The sequence below is a fragment of the Micromonospora sp. NBRC 110038 genome (assembly GCF_020884815.1).
GTDB lineage: Bacteria > Actinomycetota > Actinomycetes > Mycobacteriales > Micromonosporaceae > Micromonospora > Micromonospora haikouensis.
Genome location: NZ_BBOL01000001.1, coordinates 1,927,410 through 1,952,271 on the forward strand (window position 1 = coordinate 1,927,410; position 24,862 = coordinate 1,952,271).

General features: G+C 74.7%; 9 protein-coding genes. 6 read left to right on the top strand and 3 right to left on the bottom strand.

The annotated features are described in order from the left end of the window. Positions 1 to 132: 132 nt before the first annotated feature. From LPU61_RS07505 to LPU61_RS07515, 3 genes are read right to left on the bottom strand one after another with little or no spacing between them, the layout of a single operon-like run. Positions 133 to 14,907 carry a hypothetical protein gene (locus LPU61_RS07505; protein ID WP_229404528.1) on the bottom strand — a complete coding sequence of 4,925 codons (14,775 nt, stop codon included), beginning with the start codon at positions 14,905 to 14,907 and terminating at the stop codon, positions 133 to 135. A 6-nt stretch (positions 14,908 to 14,913) separates the two neighbouring features. Beyond that, entirely contained in the window at positions 14,914 to 15,711 is a 798-nt protein-coding gene (locus LPU61_RS07510; protein ID WP_229404529.1) for a hypothetical protein, read from the bottom strand. Then, a complete protein-coding gene (locus tag LPU61_RS07515) occupies positions 15,708 to 16,124 on the bottom strand; it encodes a YbaB/EbfC family nucleoid-associated protein (RefSeq protein WP_043963043.1) in 417 nt (138 codons plus the stop codon). The genes LPU61_RS07510 and LPU61_RS07515 overlap by 4 nt, the downstream gene beginning before the upstream one ends. Before the next feature lie 273 nt (positions 16,125 to 16,397). Here LPU61_RS07515 and LPU61_RS07520 point away from each other — a divergent pair, with 273 nt between their 5' ends. From LPU61_RS07520 to eccCa, 6 genes are all read left to right on the top strand, one after another. Beyond that, a complete protein-coding gene (locus LPU61_RS07520) occupies positions 16,398 to 16,718 on the top strand; it encodes a WXG100 family type VII secretion target (protein WP_308102548.1) in 321 nt (106 codons plus the stop codon). 27 nt (positions 16,719 to 16,745) lie between these two features. Further along, positions 16,746 to 17,048: a WXG100 family type VII secretion target gene (locus LPU61_RS07525; protein WP_043963044.1), complete on the top strand. Its 303-nt coding sequence runs from the start codon at positions 16,746 to 16,748 to the stop codon at positions 17,046 to 17,048. 84 nt (positions 17,049 to 17,132) lie between these two features. Beyond that, complete coding sequence (locus tag LPU61_RS07530) at positions 17,133 to 17,915, top strand: hypothetical protein (RefSeq protein WP_229404530.1); 783 nt, start codon at positions 17,133 to 17,135, stop codon at positions 17,913 to 17,915. 54 nt (positions 17,916 to 17,969) lie between these two features. After that, the gene (locus LPU61_RS07535; protein ID WP_229404531.1) at positions 17,970 to 20,531 is read left to right on the top strand and encodes a hypothetical protein; all 2,562 of its coding nucleotides are present in this window, start codon (positions 17,970 to 17,972) and stop codon (positions 20,529 to 20,531) included. Beyond that, on the top strand, positions 20,524 to 20,868 hold the full coding sequence (locus LPU61_RS07540) for a hypothetical protein (RefSeq protein ID WP_229404532.1): 345 nt from the start codon (positions 20,524 to 20,526) through the stop codon (positions 20,866 to 20,868). Before LPU61_RS07535 ends, LPU61_RS07540 begins: the two co-directional genes overlap by 8 nt. 25 nt (positions 20,869 to 20,893) lie before the next feature. Beyond that, positions 20,894 to 24,862 carry a type VII secretion protein EccCa gene (gene eccCa, locus LPU61_RS07545; RefSeq protein WP_229404533.1) on the top strand — a complete coding sequence of 1,323 codons (3,969 nt, stop codon included), beginning with the start codon at positions 20,894 to 20,896 and terminating at the stop codon, positions 24,860 to 24,862.

Sequence of the window (24,862 nt, forward strand, 5' to 3'; positions counted from 1 at the left end):
GTCGTTGCGCCCCAACCTACGGCGGCGCGGCGTCCCGCGAGCCGTGCCCGCGCATCGTTGCCCCGGCATCGCGGTGGACTGCCCGACCGCACCGCGCCCAGGCCGGGCAGGCCGCCTCGGCCGGGCGTCACGTCAGGGCGGCGGCCCCCCGGCCGGCCGGCCGGAGCCCGGGAACGTCACGAGCGTCCCCATGTCGGACACGGTGATCTTGTGCTTGTCGGTGAGCGACACCCACGTGGTCTGCGTGCCGCCGTACGCCTCGCCGTCGTGTCCCCACGCCTGGACGCTGCGCACGAACTCGTACACCGCCCCACCCGGCCCGGGATAGCGGGCGCCGCTGCACGACACGAACAGCAGCGGCGCCTGCCGGCCGGAGGCCGCCCGGAGGAGGGCGCCGGACTGCCACACCAGGAACGCCAGCTCGTTGCCCCTGAGCTTGCGGTGCGCGCCGCTGGCCGACAGCCGGACGAGGAAGCTCGTCGGGTCGGCGTGGGCGCTGATGTAGAACAGTTGCCGCTGGCCGAGCCCCGCGCGACCGCCGAACGGGGTCGGCAGCTCCTGCTGGAAACTGTCGGGGTCGCCGTCGCTGGTCTGGGCGTAGTGGTCCAGCGGGTCGTCCTCGGCGACCTCCTGGAACTCGTACCAGATCCTGGTGCTGCCCTTGATCGGGAAGACGATGCCGACGACCCGGCCCGCCTTGCGCACGACGACGTGTTCGACGTCGTCGATGGTCAGGGGCTGTCCCCGCCTGGTCGGCTGGTCCGCGGCGGTCGGTACGGTGACGGCCAGGGGCACGGCCGGTGCCGTCGGCGGCGCCGGGGTGGGGTCGCCCGGCGACTGGGGGATCTGCACGTACATCCCCATGTCGGAGACAGTGATCCTGTTCTTCTCGAAGATGGACGGCACGAGCCGCTGGGTCGGCCCGTACGCCTCGCCGAGATGTCCCCACTCCTGCACCTGCCGGAAGAAGTCGTGCGCGGCACCGCCCGGGCCCGGGTAGCGGGCGCTGGAGGGCGTCAGGAACAGGATCGGCGCCAGCGCACCGGAACGCGCCCGCCGTAACGCCCCCGTCTGCCGGACGAGGGCGGCGAAGTCCCCGCCCGTGAGCAGTCTGGTGCCGCCGCCGCGCAGCGCGACCGCGAACCTCGTCGGGTTTCCCTGGGTGTAGACGTACACCGGTTGCCGTCCGCCGAACGCCCGACGGCCGCCGAAGGGCATCGGCAGCTCCTGCTCCTCGCTGTCCGGTTGGAGGCTGGTGGCCTGCGTGTAGGATCCCAGATCGTCGTCCTGATCGATCCCTAGCACGCTCTCGGGCATGTGCTCGCGGTCGCGGGGCTGAACGGGGAAGACGACGGCGACCACCTTCCCCGAGCTGTCCGTGAGCACGATGTTCTCGGTGTCGCCGATGCCCAGGTCGGTGTCGCCGGTGGGGTCCGGCGCGCCCGGTCCGGCCGCCGACACGTCCCAGGAGACCGGGTCCTCCCCGCCGGTCGGCACGGCGTCGGGGAGCGCCGGGAGCAGCGCGGCGGCGAGGAACTCCTCGCTCGTCAGGCCCGTCGCCGGGTCGACGGTGAACGTCCTCCACCGGTCGGCGGTGGTGGGCTCCGCCGGTCGGCCCCGGCCGTCGTCGAGCCGGGTGGGCGCGACGAACGCCCGGCCGTCCGACGTGGTCCACGCCGTACCCTCCGGAGCGGTGACGGCTGTGCCGGGCAGCAGCCGGGCGAGCTGCTCGGCGAAGCCCGACTCGGCCGCCGTGCGCCCGGCGACGAGCAGCACCGGCCGCCCCGTCCAGCGTGGGTCCGCGCGGATCGCGTCCGCGAGCTGCGTGGGTGACAGCGGCCTGTCGCCGACGACGATCCCGCCGGAGTCGCCGTCGGCGAAGACGACGAACGTGCCGTCGCGGGCGGGGAAGCGTCGCGCGGCGTCGAGGGCGGCGGTGTCGTCCGGGTCGGCGAGCAGCAGCCCGGCCGGCACCGGTCGCGGGGCCACCGGTGCCGTGTCCGGGCCCCACGGCACCGCCATCGGGCCGGGTGCCGTCGCCGGCTGGTCGAGGTGGGGCCCGACGCTGATGGTGGCCCCGGCGCCGGGGGTGATGTGGTGCCAAACGGCGGTGCCGGCGGCACCGGGTCGGGGGCGGCCGTCCGCGGTGTAGACGGTGGGTGCCGTGAAGGTGTGGTGGTCGGGCGTGGTCCAGGCGGCGTGCGTCGGCGCGGTGACGGGCACGCCGAGGTGGTGGGCGAGCTGGGTGGCGAACCCGTCGGGTCGGGCGGCGGTGTCGCAGCTGACGAGGGTGACGGCCTGCCCGGGACGCCAGGCCGGGTCGGCGCGGACGAGGGCGGCGAGCTCGGCGGCGGTCAGCGTGGCGTCGGCGGCGGCGAGGTGGGTGGGGGTGCCGTGGGCGAAGACGAGGTACCGGCCCGAGGTGTGCGGGTGGCTGGCGGCGAGGTCCAGGTTGGCGGTGTCGGCGGCCGGCAGCCAGGCGAACCCGGCGGGCACGGGTGTGGACACGATCGGGCCCGGACCGGCGGCGGTCGGCGACTGGGCGAACCGGACGGCGGCGGGCGCGTCCACGTCCATCCCGTCGCCGTCGGCGTCGTCCAGCTCCATGTCGTCGCCGGCGTCGCCCCCCTCGTCGTCGTCCGAGCCGTCCGAGCCGGCCGGGTCGGCCGGGTCCGGGGCCTCGTCCATCGCATCGCCCATGGCATCGCCCATGGCATCGTCCATGGCATCGTCGGTCGTCGCGTCGTCGTCCGAGGCGGCGTCGTCGAGGTCTTCGGTGTCCATGGCGTCGGCCCCGCCGTCGGACTCCGACTCCGCATCGGCCCGGCCGCCGCCCCCGGTGTCGCCGTCGCCGTCGCCGGGCGCGGTGGCCGCCGCCTCGGGCGGGGGCGGGTTGGCGGTGGTGTGCAGGTGCCGGTACAGGCCCCGCGGAAGGGTGTCGCCGAACTGGCTGGTGAGTTCGTCGAGTCCGACGCTGGGCCGTTCCATGTCCATGACCGCGCCCAGGGCCTCCAGGTCGACGGTGGACGCGGCGCGGGCCAGCAGGTCCGTGCCGTCGGAGACCGCCGTGAAGCGGTCCTGACCGTCGTAGTTGGACATGAAGTAGTCGCGGCGGGTCGTCGCGGTGGCCTGGACCGGCCAGGGATCGCAGATCACCGCGTCGGCGCTGTCGGGGTCGCCGATGACCACGAACGCGTGGTCGAGGCTGTGGTTGATCTGGGTCAGCCGGACCCCGGGCAGCAGCTGCCAGAGCAGCGAGAACGCCAGCGCGGCGTTCTCGCCGCAGTTGCCGGTGTGCAGGTGCGTGGCGACCACGCCCTGCTGGGCCAGGCGCACGGCCGGATCCTGGTCCGGGGTGAAGTAGTCGCCGCTGCGCACCTTGCCGAGATACTCGTGGGTCAGCCCGCCGGTGCGGGCCACGTGGTCGACCTGGTTCGCCGAGCCGCGGTAGAGGTGCCGCTTCGTCGTCTCGATCACGTGGTCGCTCACCATGAGCAGCAGCTTCTGCTGCTGCTCCGGGGTGCCGGCGAGGGCTTGGAGCTGCTGCTCCCGCTCCGCCTGCCGCTCCGAGCCCCGGGCCTCCTGCAGGTCCTGGAAGGCCTGCCACGCCTGCTGCTCCCAGGACGGCGGCGGCGGTGACGGCGCCCAGCTGACCGGCCCGGCCACCGCCGGGTGCGCCGCCCCGCCCAGGCGTGCCCCGTCGGGACGGGAGTCGACCTGACCGGTGTCCGGATCCACCGTCAGGGTCCGCCACTGGTCGGCCTCCGTGCTGGGGGCCGGCCGGGGACGTCCGTCGGCGTCGTAGTCGGTGCCCGCCACGAACGCCTGACCGTCCCCGGCCAGCCACGCCGTGCCGTTCGGCGCGGTGACGGGAGTCCCCGGCAGCAGGCCCGCCAGCGCTTCGGCGAAGCTCGCCGACGGCGCCGCCGCCCCGGCCGGAGACGCGGCCGTGTCGCACGCCATCAGGACGATCGGCCGGCCGCCCCAGGCGGGGTCGTCCTGGATCATCCGCGCGAGCTGCGCGGGCGTGATCCGGCGGTCGCCGACGACGAGGTGCTCGGGCGTGCCGTGGGCGAAGACGACGTACCGGTCGGGGTCGGGCGCGAAGGCGCGGGCGGCGTCGAGGTTGGCCCGGTCCGACCCTGGCACCAGCACCCGTCCGGCGGGCACGGACAGGTCGACCACGTCGCCGGGCGCGTCCCCCCGCGCCCACGGCACGGGCTCCCGGGCCGCCTGCTGCGCGGCCGTGGTCACCGTGGTCGCCAATTCGGTCGTCTCCCCGGCGAGCAGGGTCGCGCTGCGCTGCTGCCGGGTGACCTCAGGCAGGGCCGTGTCGAGGGCGGCCGACCACTGCTCGGGGCTGCCCGCCGCCGCGTCCGCCCGCGCGAGGCCGTCGGCGGCAGCGGTGAGCGCGGCCCGGGCCCGGCCGTGGGCCGACTTCGCCGCGGCGTACGCCGCCCATGCCTCGCGGGCGGCCAGGCGGGCGGCGGCCGAGTGGGGCTCGGCGGCGGCGATCCGGGCCGCGCCGTCCCGGGCCGCGGCCTGCGCCCTGGCGACCTCGGCGGTCGCCTCGGTGACGTCCCTCGCGGCCTGGTCGAGCTGCGCGACGGCCGGGTGGACCGACGCGGCGTACGCGTGCAGGCGCTCGGCCGTCTCCCGGGCCCCGTCGAGCGACCCGGCGGCGGTGGCCAGCGCCTTCTCGGTCCGGCTGACGGCGTCCTGCGCGGCCGACTGGGCGTCCCGCGCCGGCTGGAGCCTGGCGGCGGGCACCTTGGCGGCGAGCTCGGTGACCTTCGCTGCCGCCAGCTCGACGGCCGCGCGGGCGTCGTCGTACGCCGTGCGCGCCTGCCCGTGGGCGGCCTCTGCGGCGGCGATCCCGGCCGTCGCCGCGCGGTCGAGATCCGTCGTGCGGCGGTGCGACCGCGACTCTCCGGTGAGCCGGCCCGTCTCGGTCGACGCGGCCGTGACCTCGGCGCTCAGGTCGGTGAGGGCGGCGTCGAGGGCGGCCATGTCCTCGATGCCGGCGATCTCGGCCGCGTCGACGGCGTCCGCCGCGGCCTGCACGACGAGCGCGTTCAGGCGCGCGACCTCGTTCGTGTGGTGCTCGACGTGTCGACGTTCGGCGTCGAGCCGACCGCCGTGCTGCTCGGCCGTGCCGGCGTTGGCCCTCGCCCCGGCGAGGGCCCGGGTGGCGTCGGCGAGGGCGCGGGGGGCGTGGGCCATCCCGGCCTCGGTGGCGGACCGGGCCGACTCGGCGTCCGCCGCCGCGTGGCCGGCCGAGTCCCGGTGCCGGGCCAGCTGCCTCGCGGTGGTCCTCGGGTCGGTTGCCGTCCCGTCGGTTGCCTGCTTCGCCAGATCGGAGGCGGCGGCGATGGCGGTGGCGATCGTGGTGGCGCTGGCCTGTGCTGTCGTCTCCGCCTGCCGGGCGTGCCGGGCGACGCCGTCGGTGTAGGCGGCGGCCCGCGAGGCGACGTCGGCCGCGTGGCGGGTCGCCCGGTCGAGCAGGTCGAGCTGTCGGGTGGCGTGCAGGGCGCCTTGCAGGGCCTGCTGGGCGGCGGACCGGGCGGCGATCGCGTCCCGCAGCGCCTGGGTCAACGCGTCCCGCCGTTGCCGGGCCCGCTGCGCCGCCGGCGTCGGCCGGTCGGTGACCAGGGGCGCGATCTCCGCGAGGGCCCGCTCGCCGGCGGTCAGCGCGGCCTGCCGGTCGCGTCCGGCCTGCTCGTCGAGTGCCTTCGCCTCGCCGAGGGTGGTCCGGGCCTGCCGGGCGAGGTCGGCCACCCGTCGGTGCGGCGGGCCGACGTCGGCGGCGGCCTTGTCGACCTGCGCCGCCGTCCGGGTCGCTGCGGCGGTCAGGTCGGTGACCGTGTCGACGGTCCGTTCGATGCTGCGGCCGATGCCCGTCAGCTCGAACAGTGCGTGCTCGGCGGTGGTGTCGAAGGTGTGCAGGGCGATGGCGGCCGGCGTGACCTCCCGGACGACGATGTGTTCGTACTGGTCGTTGGTCGTGCGGCTGACCACCTCGAAGCGGGCGCCGGGCAGGAAGAGCACCTCCTGTTCGTCGGGCTCGGCCGACAACGGCGTGATGTCCCGTCCCGCATGGCCGTCGAGCTGCATCTCCAGGAGCACCGGATGGCTCGTGCCGTCGGCGGTGTGGCCCGCCAGGAACTCCTCCGCGACCCGGCTCCGCCGGCTCGCGCTGCTGAGCGATCCGAAGGTGATCTCGGTGCCGCCGTACTGGCCGAGTTTCCCCGACATCGGGTCACCCAGCTTCCCGGCGGCCCAGTCACTGCGCCAGACCGTCATGCCCGTCGCGGGCGGGAGCAGCTGGATGGCCTCGATGGCCATGTCGAAGTGCACCCGCATCTCCGCCTCGAGCTCGGCCGCCAGGGCGCGCGCCCGGTCGCGCAGCTTCTGCCGGTAGGAGTCCGCCTTGTCGTGTTTCTTCGGGTCGGCCTGGAACTGCCCGAGCAGCTCGACGACCGCCGGGTCCGCGCTGACCGCCGAGGGGATCTCGTTGGGCGCAGCGCCGAGGACCATCTCGACGAGGCGGTCGACGCTCCTTCGCACCGCACGTTCGAGGAGCAGGCCCGACGCGACGGTGCCCACGACGGGGGCGGGCGCGACGGCGTTGAGCAGGCTGTGGTTGCTGCCCGTGTACGCCTGGAGCGCGGTGAAGTGCGCCGGGGTGAGTTGCCGGGTCAGCGCCCGGGTGTCCATCCCGTTGGTGGCGATCCAGTCGAGCATGGCCGTCGACGCCCGTTGCGGCTGGCCCGCCGCCTGCCACAGCTCGTACCGCCTCCTGCCGGCGCGCGCCAGGTCGCCCGGTGTGAGGCTCTTGAACCCGTGTGCCTCCGCCTTGGCCTGGTAGGCGGCCTCGTGCGGGAGCATCCCGGTGTCGGCGAGGCCACGCAGGGTCGTGACCGGCAGGCCGAGCGTGGCGAGCGCGTGGTAGACGTCCTCGGCGCTCGTCGCCTCCGACACGATGGGCCCGACGTCGACGATCTCGGCCCCGCGGAGGATCTCGTACAGCGAGTGGTCCTCGGAGGTGAGCATCCACGCGGCGATGGCCAGCAGGAAGTGCTCCGGCGCGACGCCCGGGACCTTGAGCCAGGCGAACGCGGCGAGCAGCCGGGCGGTGGTGCCGGAGATGCCGGCGACGACCGGCAGGCCGGTCTTGGTGTGGGTGTGGCGGTACCACAGCGAGGTGGTGTCGTTGTCGAACCAGGCGCGTCCGCCGACCCAGGGCAGGGGCAGCTCGACCCCGAGGGCGCCCTCGTCCGTCCAGCTGCTCTCCGGCTGGGCATGGCGCTGCTCGGTGCCGTCGGCGGTGGTGACGGTGAAGGCCCTGCGCCCGGGGCCGGTGAGGTAGCGGCGTTCCCGGTCGCTGAGCGCGGCACCGAGGGCGGCGAGTTGCCGTGGGGTGAGCTTGCCGGGCACGCCGAGGTTCTTGGCGAAGTCGGCCGTGCCGAGCCGGTTGGAGCGGCCCGCCTGGCTGGCGGTGATGGCGGTGGTGTCGGCGGCCGGCTTCTTCGACAGGGCGGTGATGTTCCCGAGGGCGAAGGGGTCGAAGGCGTAGTTGTAGCCCTTGCCGACGATGCCGGCGATGCCCTGCATGACGGTGCGGTTCCAGCCGGTCAACTGCCGGCGCAGCTTCCGCAGCGCGGCGCTGTCGAGGCCCAACGCGTCGGCCCGGGTCCAGTCCTGGTCCGCGACGATGCTCTGGACGACCTTCTTGAGGGTGGCCTCGGGGCCGGCGTCGTTGTAGTAGGCCGCGTTGTAGAAGGCGGTCATGAGTTCACGCAGGTTGCCGTCGCGCAGCAGCGCACGGACCTCCGCGTCGGTGAGGTGGTCGCCCACCTGGCCGGCGCTGGTCGGGTCGTCCTTGACGAACGAGCGGCGCACGCCGTCGGGACGCCCGTCGTTCGCGTACGCCTCCAGGACCTCACGCAGCCGTTCGACGGTGGCCTTCGCGGCGTGCTGGACGTGGGGGAGCTGGTAGAGATGGGCGCCGAGGTCGCGTTCGAACCGGGTGGCGTGTTCCCGGTACTCGGCGGTGTCGAGGATGGGCCGGGCGCCGTAGGGGCGGCTGTCGGGGCCCCAGGCGACCGGGTGCGGCGGCGGCGCGGAGGCGGTGGTGTGGGGCGGAGCCGACCCGGCGAGGCGGGGCCCCAGGTCGTCGACGGCGAGGAGGTCGTCGGCCGTGGGGGTGAAGGTGCGCCACCCGTCGTCCGGGCCCGGTTGCGCGGGCCGGGGCCGCCCCTCGGCGTCGAGGACGGTGCCGGCGACGAGCGCCGAACCGTCCGGGGTGCTCCAGGCGGTGCCGGTCGGGGCGGTCACCGGCACGTCGAGCAGGCGGGCCAGCGCGGCGGCGAAGCCGGTGTCGGCGTCGGCGGCGGTGTGACACGACATCAGCAGGATCGGCCGGCCCTGCCACCCGGGGTCGTCCCTGATCAACCGGGCCACGTCCGCCGGGCTGCGGCCCCGCCCCCCGCCGAGGTCGAGTTCGTGTGGCGTGCCGTGCGCGAAGATCACGTATCGGTCGGGGTCGGCCGGGAAGGCACGCGCGGCGTCGATGTTCGCCCCGTCGGCCGCGGTGACCAGGACCCGGCCGGCCGGGACCTGCTCGTCGACGACCGGGTCGGTGACCCAGCCGATGGTCAGCTCGCCCTCCAGCGGCGAGGCGGCCGGCCCGAAGGTGTTGGCGGCGTCGAACACGAGCACGTCGAGGTCGTCGAGGAGTTCGTCGATCAACCGGGCCAGCTCCTGCGACTGGCCGTACCGGGCGTCGATCCGCTCCGCCAGGGACCGGACCGCATCGAGGGCCGAGTCGGCGCTGCCGATCTCCCACTCCGCGTTGGCGACCGCCGTCTCGACCAGCCGGAGATCGTCGGCCAGGCCACGGATCTGCGTCGGCAGGTGGGCGTGCGCCGCCTCGGCCTCCAGCATCGCCCGGGTGGCGGCGTCGCGGTTGCGCGCCAGCGCCGCCGACCGGTCCAGCAGCCCATCGTCGTCGTCGGCCGGCAGGCCGTGGGTGAGCCGGGCGGACTCCTGCTCGGCTGCGGCGAGCTGCGTGACGCCGTCCTCGATGGTGTCCACGGCCCGCCCGGCCTCGTCGATGGTGCGCGGCCCCGACTCGGTAGCGTGAAAGGCCGTGAAGAGGACGTGCTGCGCCTGGCCGAGGGCCCGGCTGGTGGCCAGGGCCTCGTGCTCCATGGCCTCGAGGATGTCGTGGGCGTCCTCGCCGGCCTGGTGCAGGTCGGCCCAGATCCGTTCGGCCTCCGTCACGATCGCCCGGGCGTTGCCCGGGTCCTGCGCCCGGTCCTCCAGGTCCCGCACGGCGGCCCAGGCGTTCGCGATCGTGTTCTCGTAGGCGGCGGTCGTCCGCTGCGCCGCCAGCACCCTGCTCCGCCGCTCCCGCACCGCCTCGTCGGCGCCGGACGAGGCCGTGGACCTGTCGAGCAGGTCACGGAACGTCGCGAGGGCTGCGGTCAACTCCGGCGTCAGCGCCCGCACCTGCTCAGCCAGAGGGGGAACGGCCTCGGCCAGACTCCGGACCGCGGTGCCGAGCCCCGACACCTCCGCGATGGACCGCTTGGCCTCGGCGACGAGCGCCTCCCGGGCGACCCCTTCGGGCTCCACCTCCCTCATCATGATCTTTTCGATGCCGGCGGCCTCGTCGATCTCGCGGGACGTGACGACGAAGCGGGCGCCCGGAAGGAAGAGCACCTCCTGCTCGGTGGGCTTTGCCGAGAAGGGGGTGATGTCCCGGCCGGCGTGACCGGCCAGCTCGATCCCGATCAGCACCCGATGGCTGGTGGCGCTGTTGGTGTACTTGGCCAGGATCCCCTGGGCGACGCGCTCGTCCCGGCTGGCGCTGTTCAGGCCGGAGAGGGTGAGGTCGTCCCCGCCGTAGGCCGAGAACATCTTCCCCAGCGGGTTGGTCAGGCCGCCGGCCGCCCAGTCCGCGCGCCACACGACGCCCTTGTCGGCCGGGGGGAGCTGCCGCAGCGCGTCGACGACCATGTCGAAGTGCGCCCGTAGCTCGGCCTCGACGGCGTCCCGGATCTCCCGGCCCCGGTCCTGCGCCTGCTCCCGCACGGCGGCGATCCGCTCCGGCGTCCGGTCGGGGTCGGTGGCCATCTCGTCGTGCAGGCCACGCAGGATCGGGTCGTTGGCGAGGATGGACGGGATCTCGGCCGGAACGAGGTCGACGAGCAGGTCGACGGCCTCCCGGATCTTGTGCTCCAGCACCAGCTCGGAGGCGAGGTCGGTGAACGGGCCGGCGGGGGCGACCGCGTTGAGCAGGCTGTGGTTGGAGCCGGTCCACACCTGCAGGGCGAGCAGGTGGGCCCGGGTGAGCCGGTTGGCCAGGGCCTTCGGGTCCACGGAGTTGAAGTTGAGCCACTCCTGGGTGAGCTGCTTGGCCGTCGCCACGTCGTAGGCGGCGTTGGCCAACTCGTCGGCCACCTCCAGGGACCCGTCCAACTCGTCGGACGTCACCGCGGCGTAGCCGTGCGCGGTGTGCGCGGCCCGGGCCTTGGCGAAGTAGGCGGCCTCGTGCGGCAGCAGCTGCTCCAGGAGCGCCGTGTCGTCCAGGTCGACCGCCGGAGGCATTCCCTCGGGACCGGCCGCCGGCAACCGGTGCTCCGGATCGCCGACCTGGCGCAGGACGGGGGCCGGAACGCCGAGGGCGGCGAGCGCTTCGTACACCTCGTCGGCGGCCATGGTGGACACCGGAGGGCCGCTGCCCACGATCTCGGCGCCGCGCAGGATCTCGTACAGCGAGTGGTCCTGGAAGGTGAGCATCCACGCGATGACGGCCAGCAGGAAGTCCTCGCGGCTGACCCCCGGCACGTTCAGCCACTCGAACGCCATCATGAGCCGGGCCGTGGTGCCGGAGATGCCGGCCGTCACCGGCAGGCCTGCCTCGTGGTGGGTCCGGCGGTACCAGACCGACGCCAGCCGGGAACCGGTGTCCAGCACGACGCCGGCCCGGCCGCCGACCCAGGGCAGGGGCATCTCGACGCCCAGCGAACCCTCGGCGGTCCACGAGGTGTCGGGCTCGGCGTGGACCGTCTCGGTGCCGTCCGTCCCGACGACGGTGAAGGGCCGACGTCCCCGGCCGGCGAGGTACCTCTTCTCCCGGTCGCTCAGCGGCGCGCCGAGCGAAGCCAGGTGGGTGGGGGTGAACTTGCCGGGCCCGCCACGGTTCGCCTGGTCGTCGTGGCGGGCGATCCGGTTGGCCTGGCTGCCGCCGAGCGCGATCAGGTCGGTCAGCGGTTTCTCCGACTGCCCGGCCACCCGGCCGAGGGCGAACGGGTCGCCCTCGCCGAAGGTGTGCCCCCGGCCGACCAGCTTGGCCAGCCCACCGATCAGCGCACCGGAGAGCGTGTCGAGCTGCTCGTGCTGGCGTTGCAGGGCCGGCACGTCCAGGCCGAGCTGCGCCGCCCGGTCCCAGTCCGTGTCGGCGAACAGCTCCTGGACGACGGTCTTCAGCGTCGGGTCGGGCGAGGCGTGGTGGAAGTAGGCGGCGTTGTAGAAGGCCGTCATCAGCTCGCGCAGGTTGCCGTCGTCCAGCAGCTCGTCGACCTGCACGGCGGTGAGCTGGTCACCCACCTGCCCGGCGCTGGTCGGGTCGTCCTTGATGAAAGAGCGCCACACGCCGCCGGGACGACCGTCGAAGGTGTCCAGCACCTCCCGGAGCCGCGCCACGGTGGCCTGCGCCGCCCGCCGCACCCGGGGCAGCCGGTACAGGTACGCCCCGAGCTGCTCCTCCAGGTGGGTCGCGAAGATCAGGTGCTCGGTGGTCTCCAGGACCGGCCGGTTGGTGTACGGCCGGCCGTTGCCCTTCCACGCGACCGCGTCCCCGACCGCGTCCGCGACCGGGCGGGGCGGGGTGCCCGGCAGGTCGGCGCCGGCCTCCTGCACGTGGGTGTCGCCGGGGGCGTCGCTGGTGAACGTCCGCCACCCGTGGCCGGCGTCCGGCTCGGCCGGGCGGGGGCGTCCGTCGGGGCCGTAGGCGGTGCCCGCGACGAACGCGTGCCCGCCGGGGGTCGTCCAGACCGTGCCGGTGGGGGCGGTGACCGAGGTGCCGGGCAACAGCCGCGACAGCTTGGCCGCGAAGCCGTCGGCGTCCGCACCCGTGTCGCAGGACATCAGGACGATCCGCTGTGGACGGTCCGCCCCGAGCAGCTCGGCGAGCTGTTCGGGCGTGACCCGCCGGTCGCCGAGCACCAGGTGGTCGGGGGTGCCGTGCGCGAAGACGACGAGCTCGCCGTCGCGGGCGGGGAACGAGCGGGCGGCCTCGGCGTCGGTCGTGTCGTACGGGTCGACGAGCGCCCACCCGGCCGGGACCGGCTGTGGCCCGTCGGCCGGGGCCTGCGGTGGCCCGTCGGTCGGGGCCGGCCTGACCTCGCCGCCCGCCGGCCCCGTCGGCGGGGGCGGCTCGGCGGTGGCCCGCACCGGCTCGGTCGACCGGGCCGTCTCACTGGACTGGGCCGCCTCGGTCGACTGGGCCGGCTTGGTCAACCGGGTCGCCTCGGCCGGAGGGGCGACGGGCCCGGGCGGGGCGGTCCCGACCGGCGGCTCGACCGGCCGGACGATGCTGTCGGCGACCTGTGGTGGCGGGCCGGCGGCGGTGCGCGGGTCGGCGTCGCGAGGGGGGTGTCCGCGCCGCCGAGGCGGACTGGTGGTGGCTCCGCGCGGGGGTGCGGTGGTGCCGTCGCGGGCCGGGCCGGTCGGCGCGGTGGTCGGGCCCTCGGCGCCGGTGGTCGGGCGCATGGTGCCGGTGGCCGGGGCGGTGGTGCCGGTGGCCGGGGCGGTCGTGGCCGGCGCGGTGGCCGTGGTGGCGGCCTCCGGCACGGCCGCCGGGCCGCCCGGCGGGGTCGGGCCGGTGGGCGTCAACTGGGTCACCACGCCGGGCAGGCCGGTGCCGTCGGGCCGTTCGTCGGCCGGGCCCGTCGGCACGGGCGGGCCGCCGAGGGGAGCCGGGCCGTCGAGGCCGCGCGGGTTGCCGGTGGGCCCGGCGGTGACGCCCTCGGCGTCCTGGGGGAACGGGCCGCCCCGCAGGCCGGTGTCCACGGGCGGGGGCAGGTGGCCGCCGGGGCCGTGCGGGCGTGCCTCCGGGTCGCCGGGCCGGGTCGCCGGGTCGCCGAGGTGGCTCTCCGGGCCGCCGAGGTGGCTCTCCGGGTCCGGGGAGCGGTGCTCCGGGCCGTCGAGACGGTTCTCGGGGCCGGCAGGGCGGTGCTCCGGGTCGCCGACACGGTGTTCCGGGTCGGCCGGACCGGGTGTGTCGCCCACCGGGGACGGCGTCTCGCCAGGGTCGGCGCGCCCGGGGTCGAGGGTGGACGGCTGCTCACCGGGCCGCTGCGGCGCGTGCTCGGGACCGCGGGAGGGGCCGTCCCGGTCGAGGGGCGGCGTCTCCCCGTCGGTGGGCGGGTCGACGGGCGGCGTGTCCCCGTCGGTGGGCGGGTCCAGGGGCGGCGCGTCCCCGCCGGCGGGCAGGTCACCCGGGCCGGTGGGCGGGCGGGTGACGGACTCGTGGGTGGCGGGTGGGCCGGTGACAGGCGAGGGGTCCAGGGGCGCGGGGTCGCCTGGCGCGCCGTCGCGGGTCGGCGGCGTCTCGTCGCGGGTGCGGGGCCCGGCCTCGGCGGCGGGGTCCCGGGTCACGGGCGGGGGTTCGCGCCGGTCGGTGGGGTCCGTCGAGCCGCCCGTGGACGAGCGCGGCTCCGGCTCGTCGTCGACGTTCGTCGGCGGGCCGGGGCGCTGCGCGCCGGGCTCGCGCTCCGGCCCGCCGGGCAGCCCACCGTCCGTCACCGGCAACGGGCCCCCGGTCACGTCGTCGTGCGAGGGCGGCTGCTCGTACGGGGGCGGGTCGCCGCCCGGCCCGTCGGCGCCGGACTTCCCTGCCGGGGAGTCGTCGCCCGGCCGCCACGGGTCCTGCCCGGGGCCGGACCGGTCGGTCTTCGGGCCGTCCAGGCCGGCCGGGTCCCCGATGCCGTTCCCGCCCTGGCCGTGGCCGCCGGGCCCGGACTGCGGCCCGGGGCGGACGTGCTGGCCGAGGTCCTCGGCCCACTGCTGGGTGAAGCCGGTGATGACGGACGAGGTCACCGTGGCACCCGGGTTGAAGTCGCCGCCGAGGATCCCCCAGAGGAAGGTCTCGCCGAGGAGTTCGCCGGCTGCGGCGAAGATCTCCTGGCCGTACCGGTGGGTGCCGACCTTGGGGAACCACTTCGCGCCGGCCTGCATCACGCCGCTCGCCGTCGCCCCGATCAGCATGCCGGCGAGGAAGTCCAGCAGCACGTCGTTGCCGTCGATCTTGTCCCGGTTACCCTCGGCCATCTGCAGGCCCTGGGCGGCCAGGCCCTGCCACAGCTCCTCGAAACCCTCGCCGATGGCGTCGAACGTCAGGTTGGCGATGCGTTGCAGGATGCGGCTGCGCAACTGCGCGATCAGGGTGCTGACGATCTCGCTGCCGGTCCGGATCAGGGCCGGCACCATGAAGGCGCTCGCTCCGCCGGACAGGGCCAGGAAGACGTCCCACAGCGTGGTGAACATCGCGATGGCGATGTTGTACTGCGTCTGCTCCGCGTCGAGGGCGAAGTCGTAGGCGCTCTGCCCGAGGGCGGTGGAGATGTCGCCGGCGACCGGCACGTTCGTGGTGAGGCTCTGCGCGAAGTGCTCGAACGCCTGCGCCGCGTCGCCGCTCAGGAGCGCGGGCATGTTGCCCGCGAGGCCGGCGGTCCCGGCCACCTCCTCGTTGAGGGTGTTGGTGAAGGCGAGCAGCTCGTCACCCATCTGGCGCAGGGCGGTCGGGTCGGCCTCCGGATACTCCTCGCCGACGCCGTAGAGGATGGCGTCGTAGACCCACTGCCATTCCGGGTCGGTCGAGATGTGCAGGTCGGGCATCGGGCGCTATCCCTGAGCCGTGCCGTACGGCTCGGACGTGCCGTCGGGGTGGTAGTCGACGTACGTGGGCCCGGCGGGCGGACCGTCGGCCGGCGCCCGTTCCACCAGGAACAGCTGGTAGCCGTCCTTCGCTTCGAACGGCGTGCCGCCCAGCCGCACGTCCGTCCCGGGCGGCAGGGGGGTGATCGTGCGGTAGTGGTTGGTGTCCACCCGCACGGTGCCCGGCGCGACCTCCCGGAAGTACACCACCTGCTGCTGGTCGTCCACCGGCACGCCGCCGACCAGGACCTCGGCGCCCGGAGGCAGCGCCGGGGCGAGGACCGAGGAGCTGAGCGTGCCCGCCGGCACGGTGAAGACCAGCCCCGGCCTCAGCCGTTCCGGCTCCAGTCGGTCCGGCACGGTACGCAGCAGCGCCGGCCGCAGCTTCTCGTAGCGGCGGTTGTCCCTGACGGGGCTGGTGTCGGAGTTTGGGCGGAGGTTCCCGAAGACGGTCCCGAGCTTGCGGCCGGCGCCGTACGCGTCGTCGTCGGCGCCCCGGAAGGTCGTGCCGGAGACGGTCAGGCCGTCGGCCGTGTAGTCGAGCGTGTCGGCCGCCGCGCCGACGATGTTCTCCAGCGCGAGCAGCCCGGCGACGAACTTCGCGGCGAACTGCTGGCCCAGGTCGTCGTTGCCCCAGCTGGTCCCGTACGTGTGGCGCAGGGCCTCGATGTACGCCTGGAGCTGGCGGAACGCGTCCGCCCGGCCGCGGTACTGGTCCCCGAGGCGGCCCAGGCCCTCCGGGTCGACGAAGAGGTCGCCGCTCATCCGGACACCCGCCCCAGCCCCAACTGCTGCCGGACGCTGTTGACCATCCGCGGCTGCGGCGGCAGCAGCGTGTCGGTGTCCACGTCGCCGCTGATCAGGTCCCGGGCGTTCAGCCCGTCCGGCAGCAGGGGCGCGATGACCGCCGCGGCCTGTGACTGGGCCTCCTCCCGCGCCTCCCCGATGGCCTGCATGAGCAGGGTGCGCAGCTCGGCCGGCGCGAGCCGGCGGTAGGCGTTGGTGGGGAAGGTGATGTCCGAGACGACGCCGTTGTGCCCCACGGTCACGGACACCTCGCGCCGGGGCGACGTGCGGGTGACGGCGATCGACCGCATCCGCCGCCGCAGGGCGCCGAGGCCGTCGCGTTGCTGCTGGTACCGCTGGAACAGGCTCTCGATGCGCTCGCTGAACTCCACGCGCTCCTCCTTCGCCGGACGCGGCCCCCAGTACAGGACCGGCGGCGGCCGTGGCCAAGGCGCCGACGACCGATCAGGGCGGAACAGGCAGCGGATCTTCCCGAGTGTGCCGCCAGGGCACCGGGAGGCAATCCGGGGCGTCGAACGGGCAGTCCCGCCGGCGGAAGCCTCCCGACGGGCACGTCGATTGGCAAAACTGTCGCCGACGCCGACGGAACCGGATCGCCGACCGCGCGGCGTCATCGCGGAGCGACCGTTCGGAGGAGATTCGCTGTGACGATGCCAGTGGTGCAGACCAACGAACCGGGCATGCAGCAGGCGGCCCAGGAGTTCGCCAGCCGCGCAGAGGAGTTCACCACTCACCTGCGCAACGTCAACGACCAGATGGGAATGCTGCAGGCGTCCTGGACCGGTGAGGCGTCGGCTCAGTTCAACTCGGCCATGGACGCCTGGGAGAACGCGTTCCAGAAGGTGATCAACGAGCTGCTGACCATCATGGAGGCCATGGGTGTCAACACCCGGTCCTACTCGGCCGCCGAGGACGAGGCGTCCTCCACGGCGGCGTCCTTCGCGCAGGCGCTGCCGGGCTTTTGACCGAACCGTCGAGAAAGGATCTGACCGATGTCGAACTACCGTTTCAGCTTCACCCAGGCCGACGCCACGCTGACCGACATGAACGGGATCAACGGGCGTATCACCTCCGCGCTGGCCGAGATGGAGGGCAACGTCGAGCGGACGCTCGCCGAATGGACCGGCGCGGCGCAGGAGCAGTACCAGGTGTCGAAGGCGGCCTGGAACGCGGCGGCCGCCCAGATGACGGTCGCGCTGGATTCGGCGCGGCAGACGCTGCTCAGCATCGCGGACAACTACGGCACCACCGAACAGAACGCGGCCAAGATCTGGAACGACGTCCGGGGCGGGTGACCGCGCGTCGGGGCTGCTGCGCGACGGCGGCCTCGACACCCACCCGGCCGACGCCATTCCTGGTCATCGTGTTCTGGAGGTCAGATGGTCGACTACAGCACGCCGAACGACGAAGCCATCAAGAGCCTGGGGCTGCTCGACCGCTTCGACGGCGATCACTATCCGGGCTGGGCGTTCGACACCATGGTGCGTATGCGGGAGGACTTCGCAGACAACTACGCGGACAACGAGTACACCCAGTACGAGACCAACATCTGGATCTACTACCGGGACCACATCCTCCCGCAGGACAAGTGGGAGAAGCTCGTCGAGAATCCGGCCCCCGACCCCGGCGACTACGACCCGGAGCGCCACTACACGGACAAGCCGCCCATCGAATTCGAGCCGCCGACGGGCGTGCACGGAAGGTCGGGCGACCGGGGCGAGGTCGTCATCAGCTCGGCGGCCATCGATTACTTCTGCCGACAGATCGAGAGCATCACCGAGGACGGGTCGCTCACCCAGGCGGTGCGGAAACTGTCGGTGCTGGACATCAAACCGGGCACCTTCGGTCACGCCGTCGCCCTGCGCGAGGTGATCACCGGGCCCAGCGGCTCCACCACCAACTACGGCCTCAAGGGCGACACCATCGGCTTCCTCAACGCGGTCGACCAGGCACTCGTCGGCCTCGCCAAGAACCTGCGCGCGATGCTGCGGGAATACGAGAGCGCCGAGGACCTCAACAAGCTGACCGCCGCCACGTTCGACAACGCCATGCGGGACACCTGGTCCAAGATCGGCATGTTCAAGGACTACGGCAACAGCAGTTCGGGCGTGCCGGGCGGCTCGACCGGTGGCGACGACGAGGGCACCACCGCCCAGCCGTAGGGGAGAGCCGGCCGTTGCCAGCCGGTCGTACTTCAGATGGATCGAGGATGAACCGTGGCGGACAACAACTCCGACCCCGATGCCGACTGGAAGCGTCCGAACATCGATCCGGACGCCGTCTTCGGCAGCACGGCGGCCACCGCCAAGGATCTCAACGACTACGTCGACTGGGCCAACAGCGACCCGCCGCAGTGGAAGAAGCTGAAGGCATCGGTCGTCGGGGTGTCGGCCACCGCCATTTCCGGGGCGGAGAAGACGGCGATCGCCAGCGGCATCGTCGATGCGCAGTCCCTCGCCGACGCCTACGGCGCCTTCCAGTACGCGTACGAGCTGCTGTCCTGGCTGGAGTCGTTCATCTACGACCAGGCGCACGCGATCGCGGGCGAGGACCGGGCGTGGGCGGGAGTGGCCGCCGAGGCGTTCCTCGCCAAGATGCAGTTGTTCGCCGACTACCTCGGGGCCAACGCCGAACGGATCGCCGGCGGGGGCGGCAGCGGGGGCACCGGATCGGTTCCCGACCAGCTCTGGAACAGCGCCAACTACCTCGCCTGGGCGCAGAACGCCATGGAGACGATCGACGTCGGCTGGGCGGAGATCGCCAAGGCGAACGGCGCGGGAGTGACCGACACCGGGCTCGTCGCGATCAGCTCGACCGAGTACGTCAAGCCGATGACCGCCCAGATGTTCGAGGTGGTGGACACGCTCGCCGGTCAGTACCAGCTCACGTACGGCCGGGTGGTCCCACCGACCCCGAGCCAGAGCTTCCAGACGACGCCGCCGACGACCACGACCAGGCCCACGACGACGCCGCCGGCCACCACCACCACCACCAAGCCGCCGACGACGACCACGAAGCCACCGCCCACCACCACGACGAAGCCGCCGACGACGACCACGAAGCCGCCGCCCCCGAAACCCTCGCCCACGAAGCCGCCGACCGGCACGCCGCCGACCGGCACGCCGCCTCCCACCTCGACCAAGCCGCCGGCGACCACCGCGAAGCCGCCGACGGTCACGCCGCCGGTGACGAAGCCGTCGTTGACGGCCCCGGTGGTGACGCCGCCGGTGGCGACGCGGCCGTCGGCGACGGTCCCCCCGGTGGTGACGCCGCCGGTGACGAGGCCGCCGTTGTCGACCTCCGCGCCCGTGGTGACGCCGCCGGTGACGAGGCCGCCGTCGAGGTCCCCGGTGGTGACGTCGCCGCCGAAGCCCACGGTGACGGCCCCGGTCGTGACGCCGCCGGTGACGACGCGGCCGCCGGTGACGTCCCCTCCGGTGGTGACGCCGCCGCCGAGGCCGCCGACGCCCCTGCCGGTCGGCTCCCCGCGACCGCCCGTCGGCACGCCGCCGGTGACCACGCCCCCGCCGCGCGTGGACCGGCCCGGCGGTACGCCGCCGGCACCGACCGGCACGCCACCGCCCCGCAGCGGCGGGGTGCCGGGCGGCCAGAACGGCGGCGGGCTCCCGGGGTTCGAGGCGCCGGGCGTCGACGCTCCGCCGACGGTCGGGCCGCCCGGCGTGGACGGGCCCGGTGGGCTCGCCCCGCCGGTGCTCGGTGGCGTGGATCCGCCCGATGCGACCGGTGGCGGCAGGCCGGACGGCACCTCCGGGGCACCCCCGTTCCTGCCGCCGCCGTCGGGTGCGCCGGGTGGCGCGGGGGGCGGTGCGCCCGACCGTCCGGACGCGTCCGGCCTGGTCGAGGGGGAGCCGCAGACCTGGGACCCGCCGCTCTCGGGCGGCGTCGACGTGCCGTACTCGCCGGGCGGCACGGAGGCCGGGGGCAGCGGGCTCGGCGCGTCCCCGGCGTCGCCCGCCCCGGCGGGGAGCGGCGGCGTGCCCCCGTTCCTGCCGCCGCCGTCGGGTGCGCCCGGTGGCGCGGGGGGCGGTGCGCCCGACCGCCCGGACGCGTCCGGCCTGGTCGAGGGCGAGCCGCAGACGTGGCAGCCTCCGGTGCCGGACGGCGTCGACGCGCCGGACGCCCCGCAGGGCGCGCCGCCCGGTGGATCCGGCCTGCCACCGGTGGTGGCGCCGCCGGTCGCACCGGCCGATCCCGACGGGCGCGCCGCGCCGGAGCGGCCGGACGCCGCCGAACTGCTCGATCCCGAACCGGGCTGGCACCAGGACCTGCCGGTGCCGGTGCCGCTGCCCGTGCCGTCGCGGGCCGCCGGCCCGCAGGGTGACCCCGAGCCGCAGCGCAAGCCCGGCCCGAAGCGTGCCGCCGGCTCGCAGGGTGACCCCGAGCCGCAGCGTGTGCCCGGCACGGAACGTGTGCCTGGGCCGGAACGTGAGCCCGGCCCGGAGCGCGCCGTCGACCCACCGGGCGGCCCCGCCGCGCCGGTGCGGCCGGGGTGGGCGGCAGCGCCGGTCGGTTCGGTGCCCAGGCCCGGAGAACGCGAGAAGGCCGAGCGGCCCGAGGCCGCCGAGCTGCTGATCGAGGCCCCGACGAGCTGGGCCGCCGACGACGCGCCGGCTCCGGACCGGGTGCCGGTGGTACGCCCGACCGGCGAGCCCGAGGACACCAGCGCCTGGGACGCGCCGGGCGAACGGTGGTGGCTGGCCGGCGCGGACCTGCCGGCCGCCGACCCGGACCGGGCGGACCGGGGGACGGATGCGTAGCCGGCCGGAACCGGTCCGCACCTGGCGGCGGGACCGGCGGGGCACGCCCCTCGCCGAGGAACAGCCGCCGCGCTGCGGCGGGCCGGACTACACCGCGGCCGAGCGGGCCGAGCTGCGGGCCCGGGCCGAGGCGGAGCAGCGGGCCCGGGCCGAGGCGGAGGCCGAGGAGCGCCGCGCGGCCTCGCGCGCACGCGCCGGGCGCCGGCCCGTCGCCGACGCGGCCGACGTCGCCGCCGCCGACGACCCCATGGGCGAGGAGCCGGCGAAGGACGCCGGGAAGGACACGCGGTACGCGGTCACGCTGCTGCGGGAGGACGACGCCTGGGGCGGCGGATGAGCAGCCGGACCGGAGGAGGGTGCACGTGAACACGATCACCGTGAAGCGGCCGCCGCGTGCAGCCGGACCGGAGGCCCCGGACGGGGAGGTCGAGCTCCAGGAGCCCCCGCTGATGGCCGAGGAGGCCCCGCTGGACTTCCGGTCGTTCGCCATGATGGTCCCGATGGGCCTGGGCATGGGCGGCATGATGATGATGTTCGGCCTGTTCAACCGCACCCCCATCCTGTACGTCATGGGCGGCGCGATGGCCGCCGGGATGCTGTTCATGGGGCTGGTCCAGATCGGCCGGGCCGCCGCCGACCGCAAGCGCAAGATGCGCGGTGAACGGCGGGACTTCCTGCGCTACGTCACCCAGCTCCGCCGGCAGGCCCGCAAGGCCGCCAACCAGCACCGGCAGGCCGTGCTGTGGGACAACCCCCAGCCGGACACGCTCTGGTCGGTGGCGATGAGCAGCCGCCTCTGGGAACGCCGCCCGAGCCACGACGACTTCGGCAAGGTGCGGATCGGCCTGGGCCGGCAGAACGCGATGATGCGGTTCCTGCCCCCGACCACCAAGCCGATCGAGGATCTCGAACCCCTCTCGTCGATCTCCCTGCGCCGCTTCTCCGAGGCGTACCGCACGGTGTCGGGCGTGCCGATCGCCGTCGGTCTGCGCAGCTTCACCAGCATCGAGTTCGAGGGTGAGGGCGGCCCGGCGGCCGAACTGGCGCGGGCGATGCTCGCCCAGCTGGCCACCTTCCACGCCCCCGACGAGCTGCGGATCGCGGTGCTGGCCGCCGAGGAGCACCGCGCCGAATGGGACTGGATCAAGTGGCTGCCGCACAACGCGCACCCCACCGCGCACGACGCCGCCGGCCCGGCGCGGCTCTTCGCCGCCGGCCACGACGAGCTGATGGACCTGCTCGGGCAGGAGGTGGTCGACCGCGGCGACCACGACCAGTCGGCCCGGCCCAGCTCGGCGGAGCCGTTCGTCGTCATCCTGGCCTACCTGGCGCGGCTTCCGGACAGCTCCCGCCTGTACGGCGCGGGGCTGCGCAACGTCGTGCTGCTCGACCTGACCGGGGCCCTGCCCGGCGGGCCGAGGGTGCTCCGGCTCGACGTGCGGGACACCGAGGTCGCCTTCCCCGCCGGTGACGAGACGCGGTCGGCCGAGCGCGACGGTCTCGGCGTGGTGCCGGCCGAGGCGCTGGCCCGCGTCATCGCGCCGAAGCGGACCAGCGGCACCCTCGAAGCGGTCGAGAAGCCCCTGGAGTCGAGCTTCGACCTGACCACCCTGCTCGGCATCCGCGACGCGCACACCTTCGACGTGCAAGCGTCGTGGCGCGGCCGGCAGCCGCAGCGCTCCCGGCTCACCGTGCCGATCGGGGTCACCGCCGACGGCGAGGTCATCGAGCTCGACCTGAAGGAGTCCGCCCAGGGCGGGATGGGCCCGCACGGGCTCCTCATCGGCGCCACCGGCTCGGGCAAGAGCGAGCTGCTGCGTACCCTGGTCTGCGCGCTCGCCGCCACCCACTCCTCCGAGATCCTCAACCTCGTCCTGGTGGACTTCAAGGGCGGCGCGACGTTCCTCGGCATGGAGCGGCTGCCACACACCTCGGCCGTCATCACCAACCTGGCCGACGAGCTGCCCCTGGTCGACCGGATGCAGGACGCGCTCAACGGCGAGCTGACGCGGCGGCAGGAGGTGCTGCGGGCCAGCGGCCACGCGTCGCTGTTCGACTATGAGAAGGCCCGCGCGGCGGGCGCCCCGCTGGTGCCGTTCCCGGTGCTGCTGGTCGTCGTCGACGAGTTCAGCGAGCTGCTGTCCAGCAAGAGCGAGTTCATGGACCTCTTCGTCTCCATCGGCCGGTTGGGCCGCAGCCTCGGCGTCCACCTGCTGCTCGCCTCGCAGCGGCTCGACGAGGGCCGGATCAACCGGGTCGAGGGGCACCTGTCCTACCGGCTGGCCCTGCGGACGTTCTCCACCATGGAGTCCCGCGCCGTCATCGGCGTGGGCTCCGCCTACGAGCTGCCGTCCGAGCCGGGCAACGGCTACCTGAAGGTCGACACCAGCAACCTGGTCCGGTTCAAGTCGGCGTACGTGTCCGGCCCGTACAGCGGCGGGCGACCGGTCGCGGACGAGCCCGGCCGGCAGGCACGGGAGCCCGCCGACGTGGTCCTGTTCGGCACCCGGCAGGCCCGCGTCCGGCACGACCCGGCGCGGGTGGACGCCCCCGCGGTCGAGCCGGCGGACGGGGCGGGACCCGACGAGGAGGCCACCGGCCCCAGCCTCGTCGACGTCCTCGTCGGCCGGCTGGCGGGGTCGGGCCCGCCGGCCCGCCAGGTGTGGCTGCCGCCGCTGTCCGACCCGCCCAGCCTGGACACGCTGCTGCCCAGCGTCGTTCCCGACCCGGCGCGGGGCGCGACCGTAGGGGACCCGGCGCTGCGCGGACGCCTGCGGGTGCCGGTCGGAATCGTCGACCGGCCGCAGGACCAGCTCCGCGAGCTGTTCGTCGCGGACCTGTCCGGGGCCGACGGGCACGTCGGCGTCGCCGGTGCGCCGCAGAGCGGCAAGTCGACCCTGCTGCGCACCCTGATCCTGTCGCTGGCGGTGACCCACACCCCCGAGGAGGCGCAGATCTACGGCCTCGACTTCAGCGGCGGTGGCCTGGCGGCGGTGGCCGGGCTGCCGCACGTCGGCTCCGTCGCGACCCGGCTGGAACGCGACCGGGTGGTCCGCACCGTCGAGGAGGTCCGGCAGGTCCTGGAGCGGCGGGAGGCCGAGTTCGTCGAGCGCGGCATCGACTCCATGGCCACCTATCTGGCGCAGCGGGCGGCGGGTGCGATCGACGACCCGTTCGGGCACGTGTTCCTCGTCGTCGACGGCTGGTACACGGTGAAGCAGGACTACCCCGACCTGGAGCAGCGGATCGGCGAGCTGGCCTCCCGTGGCCTGTCGTTCGGCATCCACCTCGTCGTCACCGCGACCCGCTGGTCGGAGCTGCGGACCTGGCTGCGGGACCTGCTGGGCACGAAGGTCGAGCTGCGTCTCGGCGACTCGATGGAGTCGGAGGTGGGCTCGCGCAAGGCGGCCACCGTGCCGAACCAGCCGGGCCGCGGCATCACCGCGGACGGGCTGCACTTCCTGACCGCCCTGCCCCGGATGGACGGCAGCTCGGCGGTCGACGACCTGGCGGAGGCCACCAAGGCGGTGACCGAGGAGATCCGGGTGTTCTGGCCGGGTCGCCTCGCCCCCGAGGTGCGGCTGCTGCCCACCCGGCTGCCCGTCGCCCAGCTGCCGCCGCCGGAGCCCGAGTTCAGGGTGTGCGTGGGCCGCGACGAGCAGCGCCTCGCCCCGGTGTGGCACGACTTCCTGACCACCCCGCACCTGCTGGTGTTCGGCGACGCCGAGACCGGGAAGTCCAACGCGCTGCGCCTGGTGCTGGACGCGGTCCGCCGCCGCTACGGCCCGGACGAGGCGAAGGTCGTGCTGGGCGACACCCGGCGGGACCTGGACACCGCCCTGCCGGCCGAGTACCAGGTCGGCACCGGCCTCACCGGCGACAAGCTGTTCGAGCTGGCGGGCCAGGCGGCGGTGTCGATGAGCCGCCGCATCCCCGGCCCGGACGTCTCGTCGGAGCGGATGCGCCGCCGGGACTGGTGGCAGGGCCCGGAGCTGTTCGTCGTCGTCGACGACTACGACCTGATGACCAGGGGCGTCGGTGCCGGCTCGACCCTCGACCCGCTGCTGCCGCTGCTGGCCCAGGGCGCCTACATCGGCCTGCACCTGATCGTCGCCCGGAGCACGTCGGGGGCGATGCGGGCGATGATGGACCCGGTCATCCGCCGGCTGTGGGAGCTCGGCAGCCCCGCCCTGCTGTTCTCCTACCCCAAGGAGGAGGGCAGGTTCCTCGGCGAGGCCACGCCGCGACAGTTGCCGGCCGGCCGCGCCCAACTGGTGACCCGGCGCGGCGTACGCCTGGTCCAGACCGGCTTCGTGACCACCGGGAGATGA

Bases quoted from the DNA above. Each gene is read 5' to 3' on its own strand.
- LPU61_RS07505 (WP_229404528.1), bottom strand. From the start codon at position 14,907: ATGCCCGACCTGCACATCTCGACCGACCCGGAATGGCAGTGGGTCTAC.
- LPU61_RS07510 (WP_229404529.1), bottom strand. From the start codon at position 15,711: ATGAGCGGCGACCTCTTCGTCGACCCGGAGGGCCTGGGCCGCCTCGGG.
- LPU61_RS07525 (WP_043963044.1), top strand. From the start codon at position 16,746: ATGTCGAACTACCGTTTCAGCTTCACCCAGGCCGACGCCACGCTGACC.
- LPU61_RS07530 (WP_229404530.1), top strand. From the start codon at position 17,133: ATGGTCGACTACAGCACGCCGAACGACGAAGCCATCAAGAGCCTGGGG.
- LPU61_RS07540 (WP_229404532.1), top strand. From the start codon at position 20,524: ATGCGTAGCCGGCCGGAACCGGTCCGCACCTGGCGGCGGGACCGGCGG.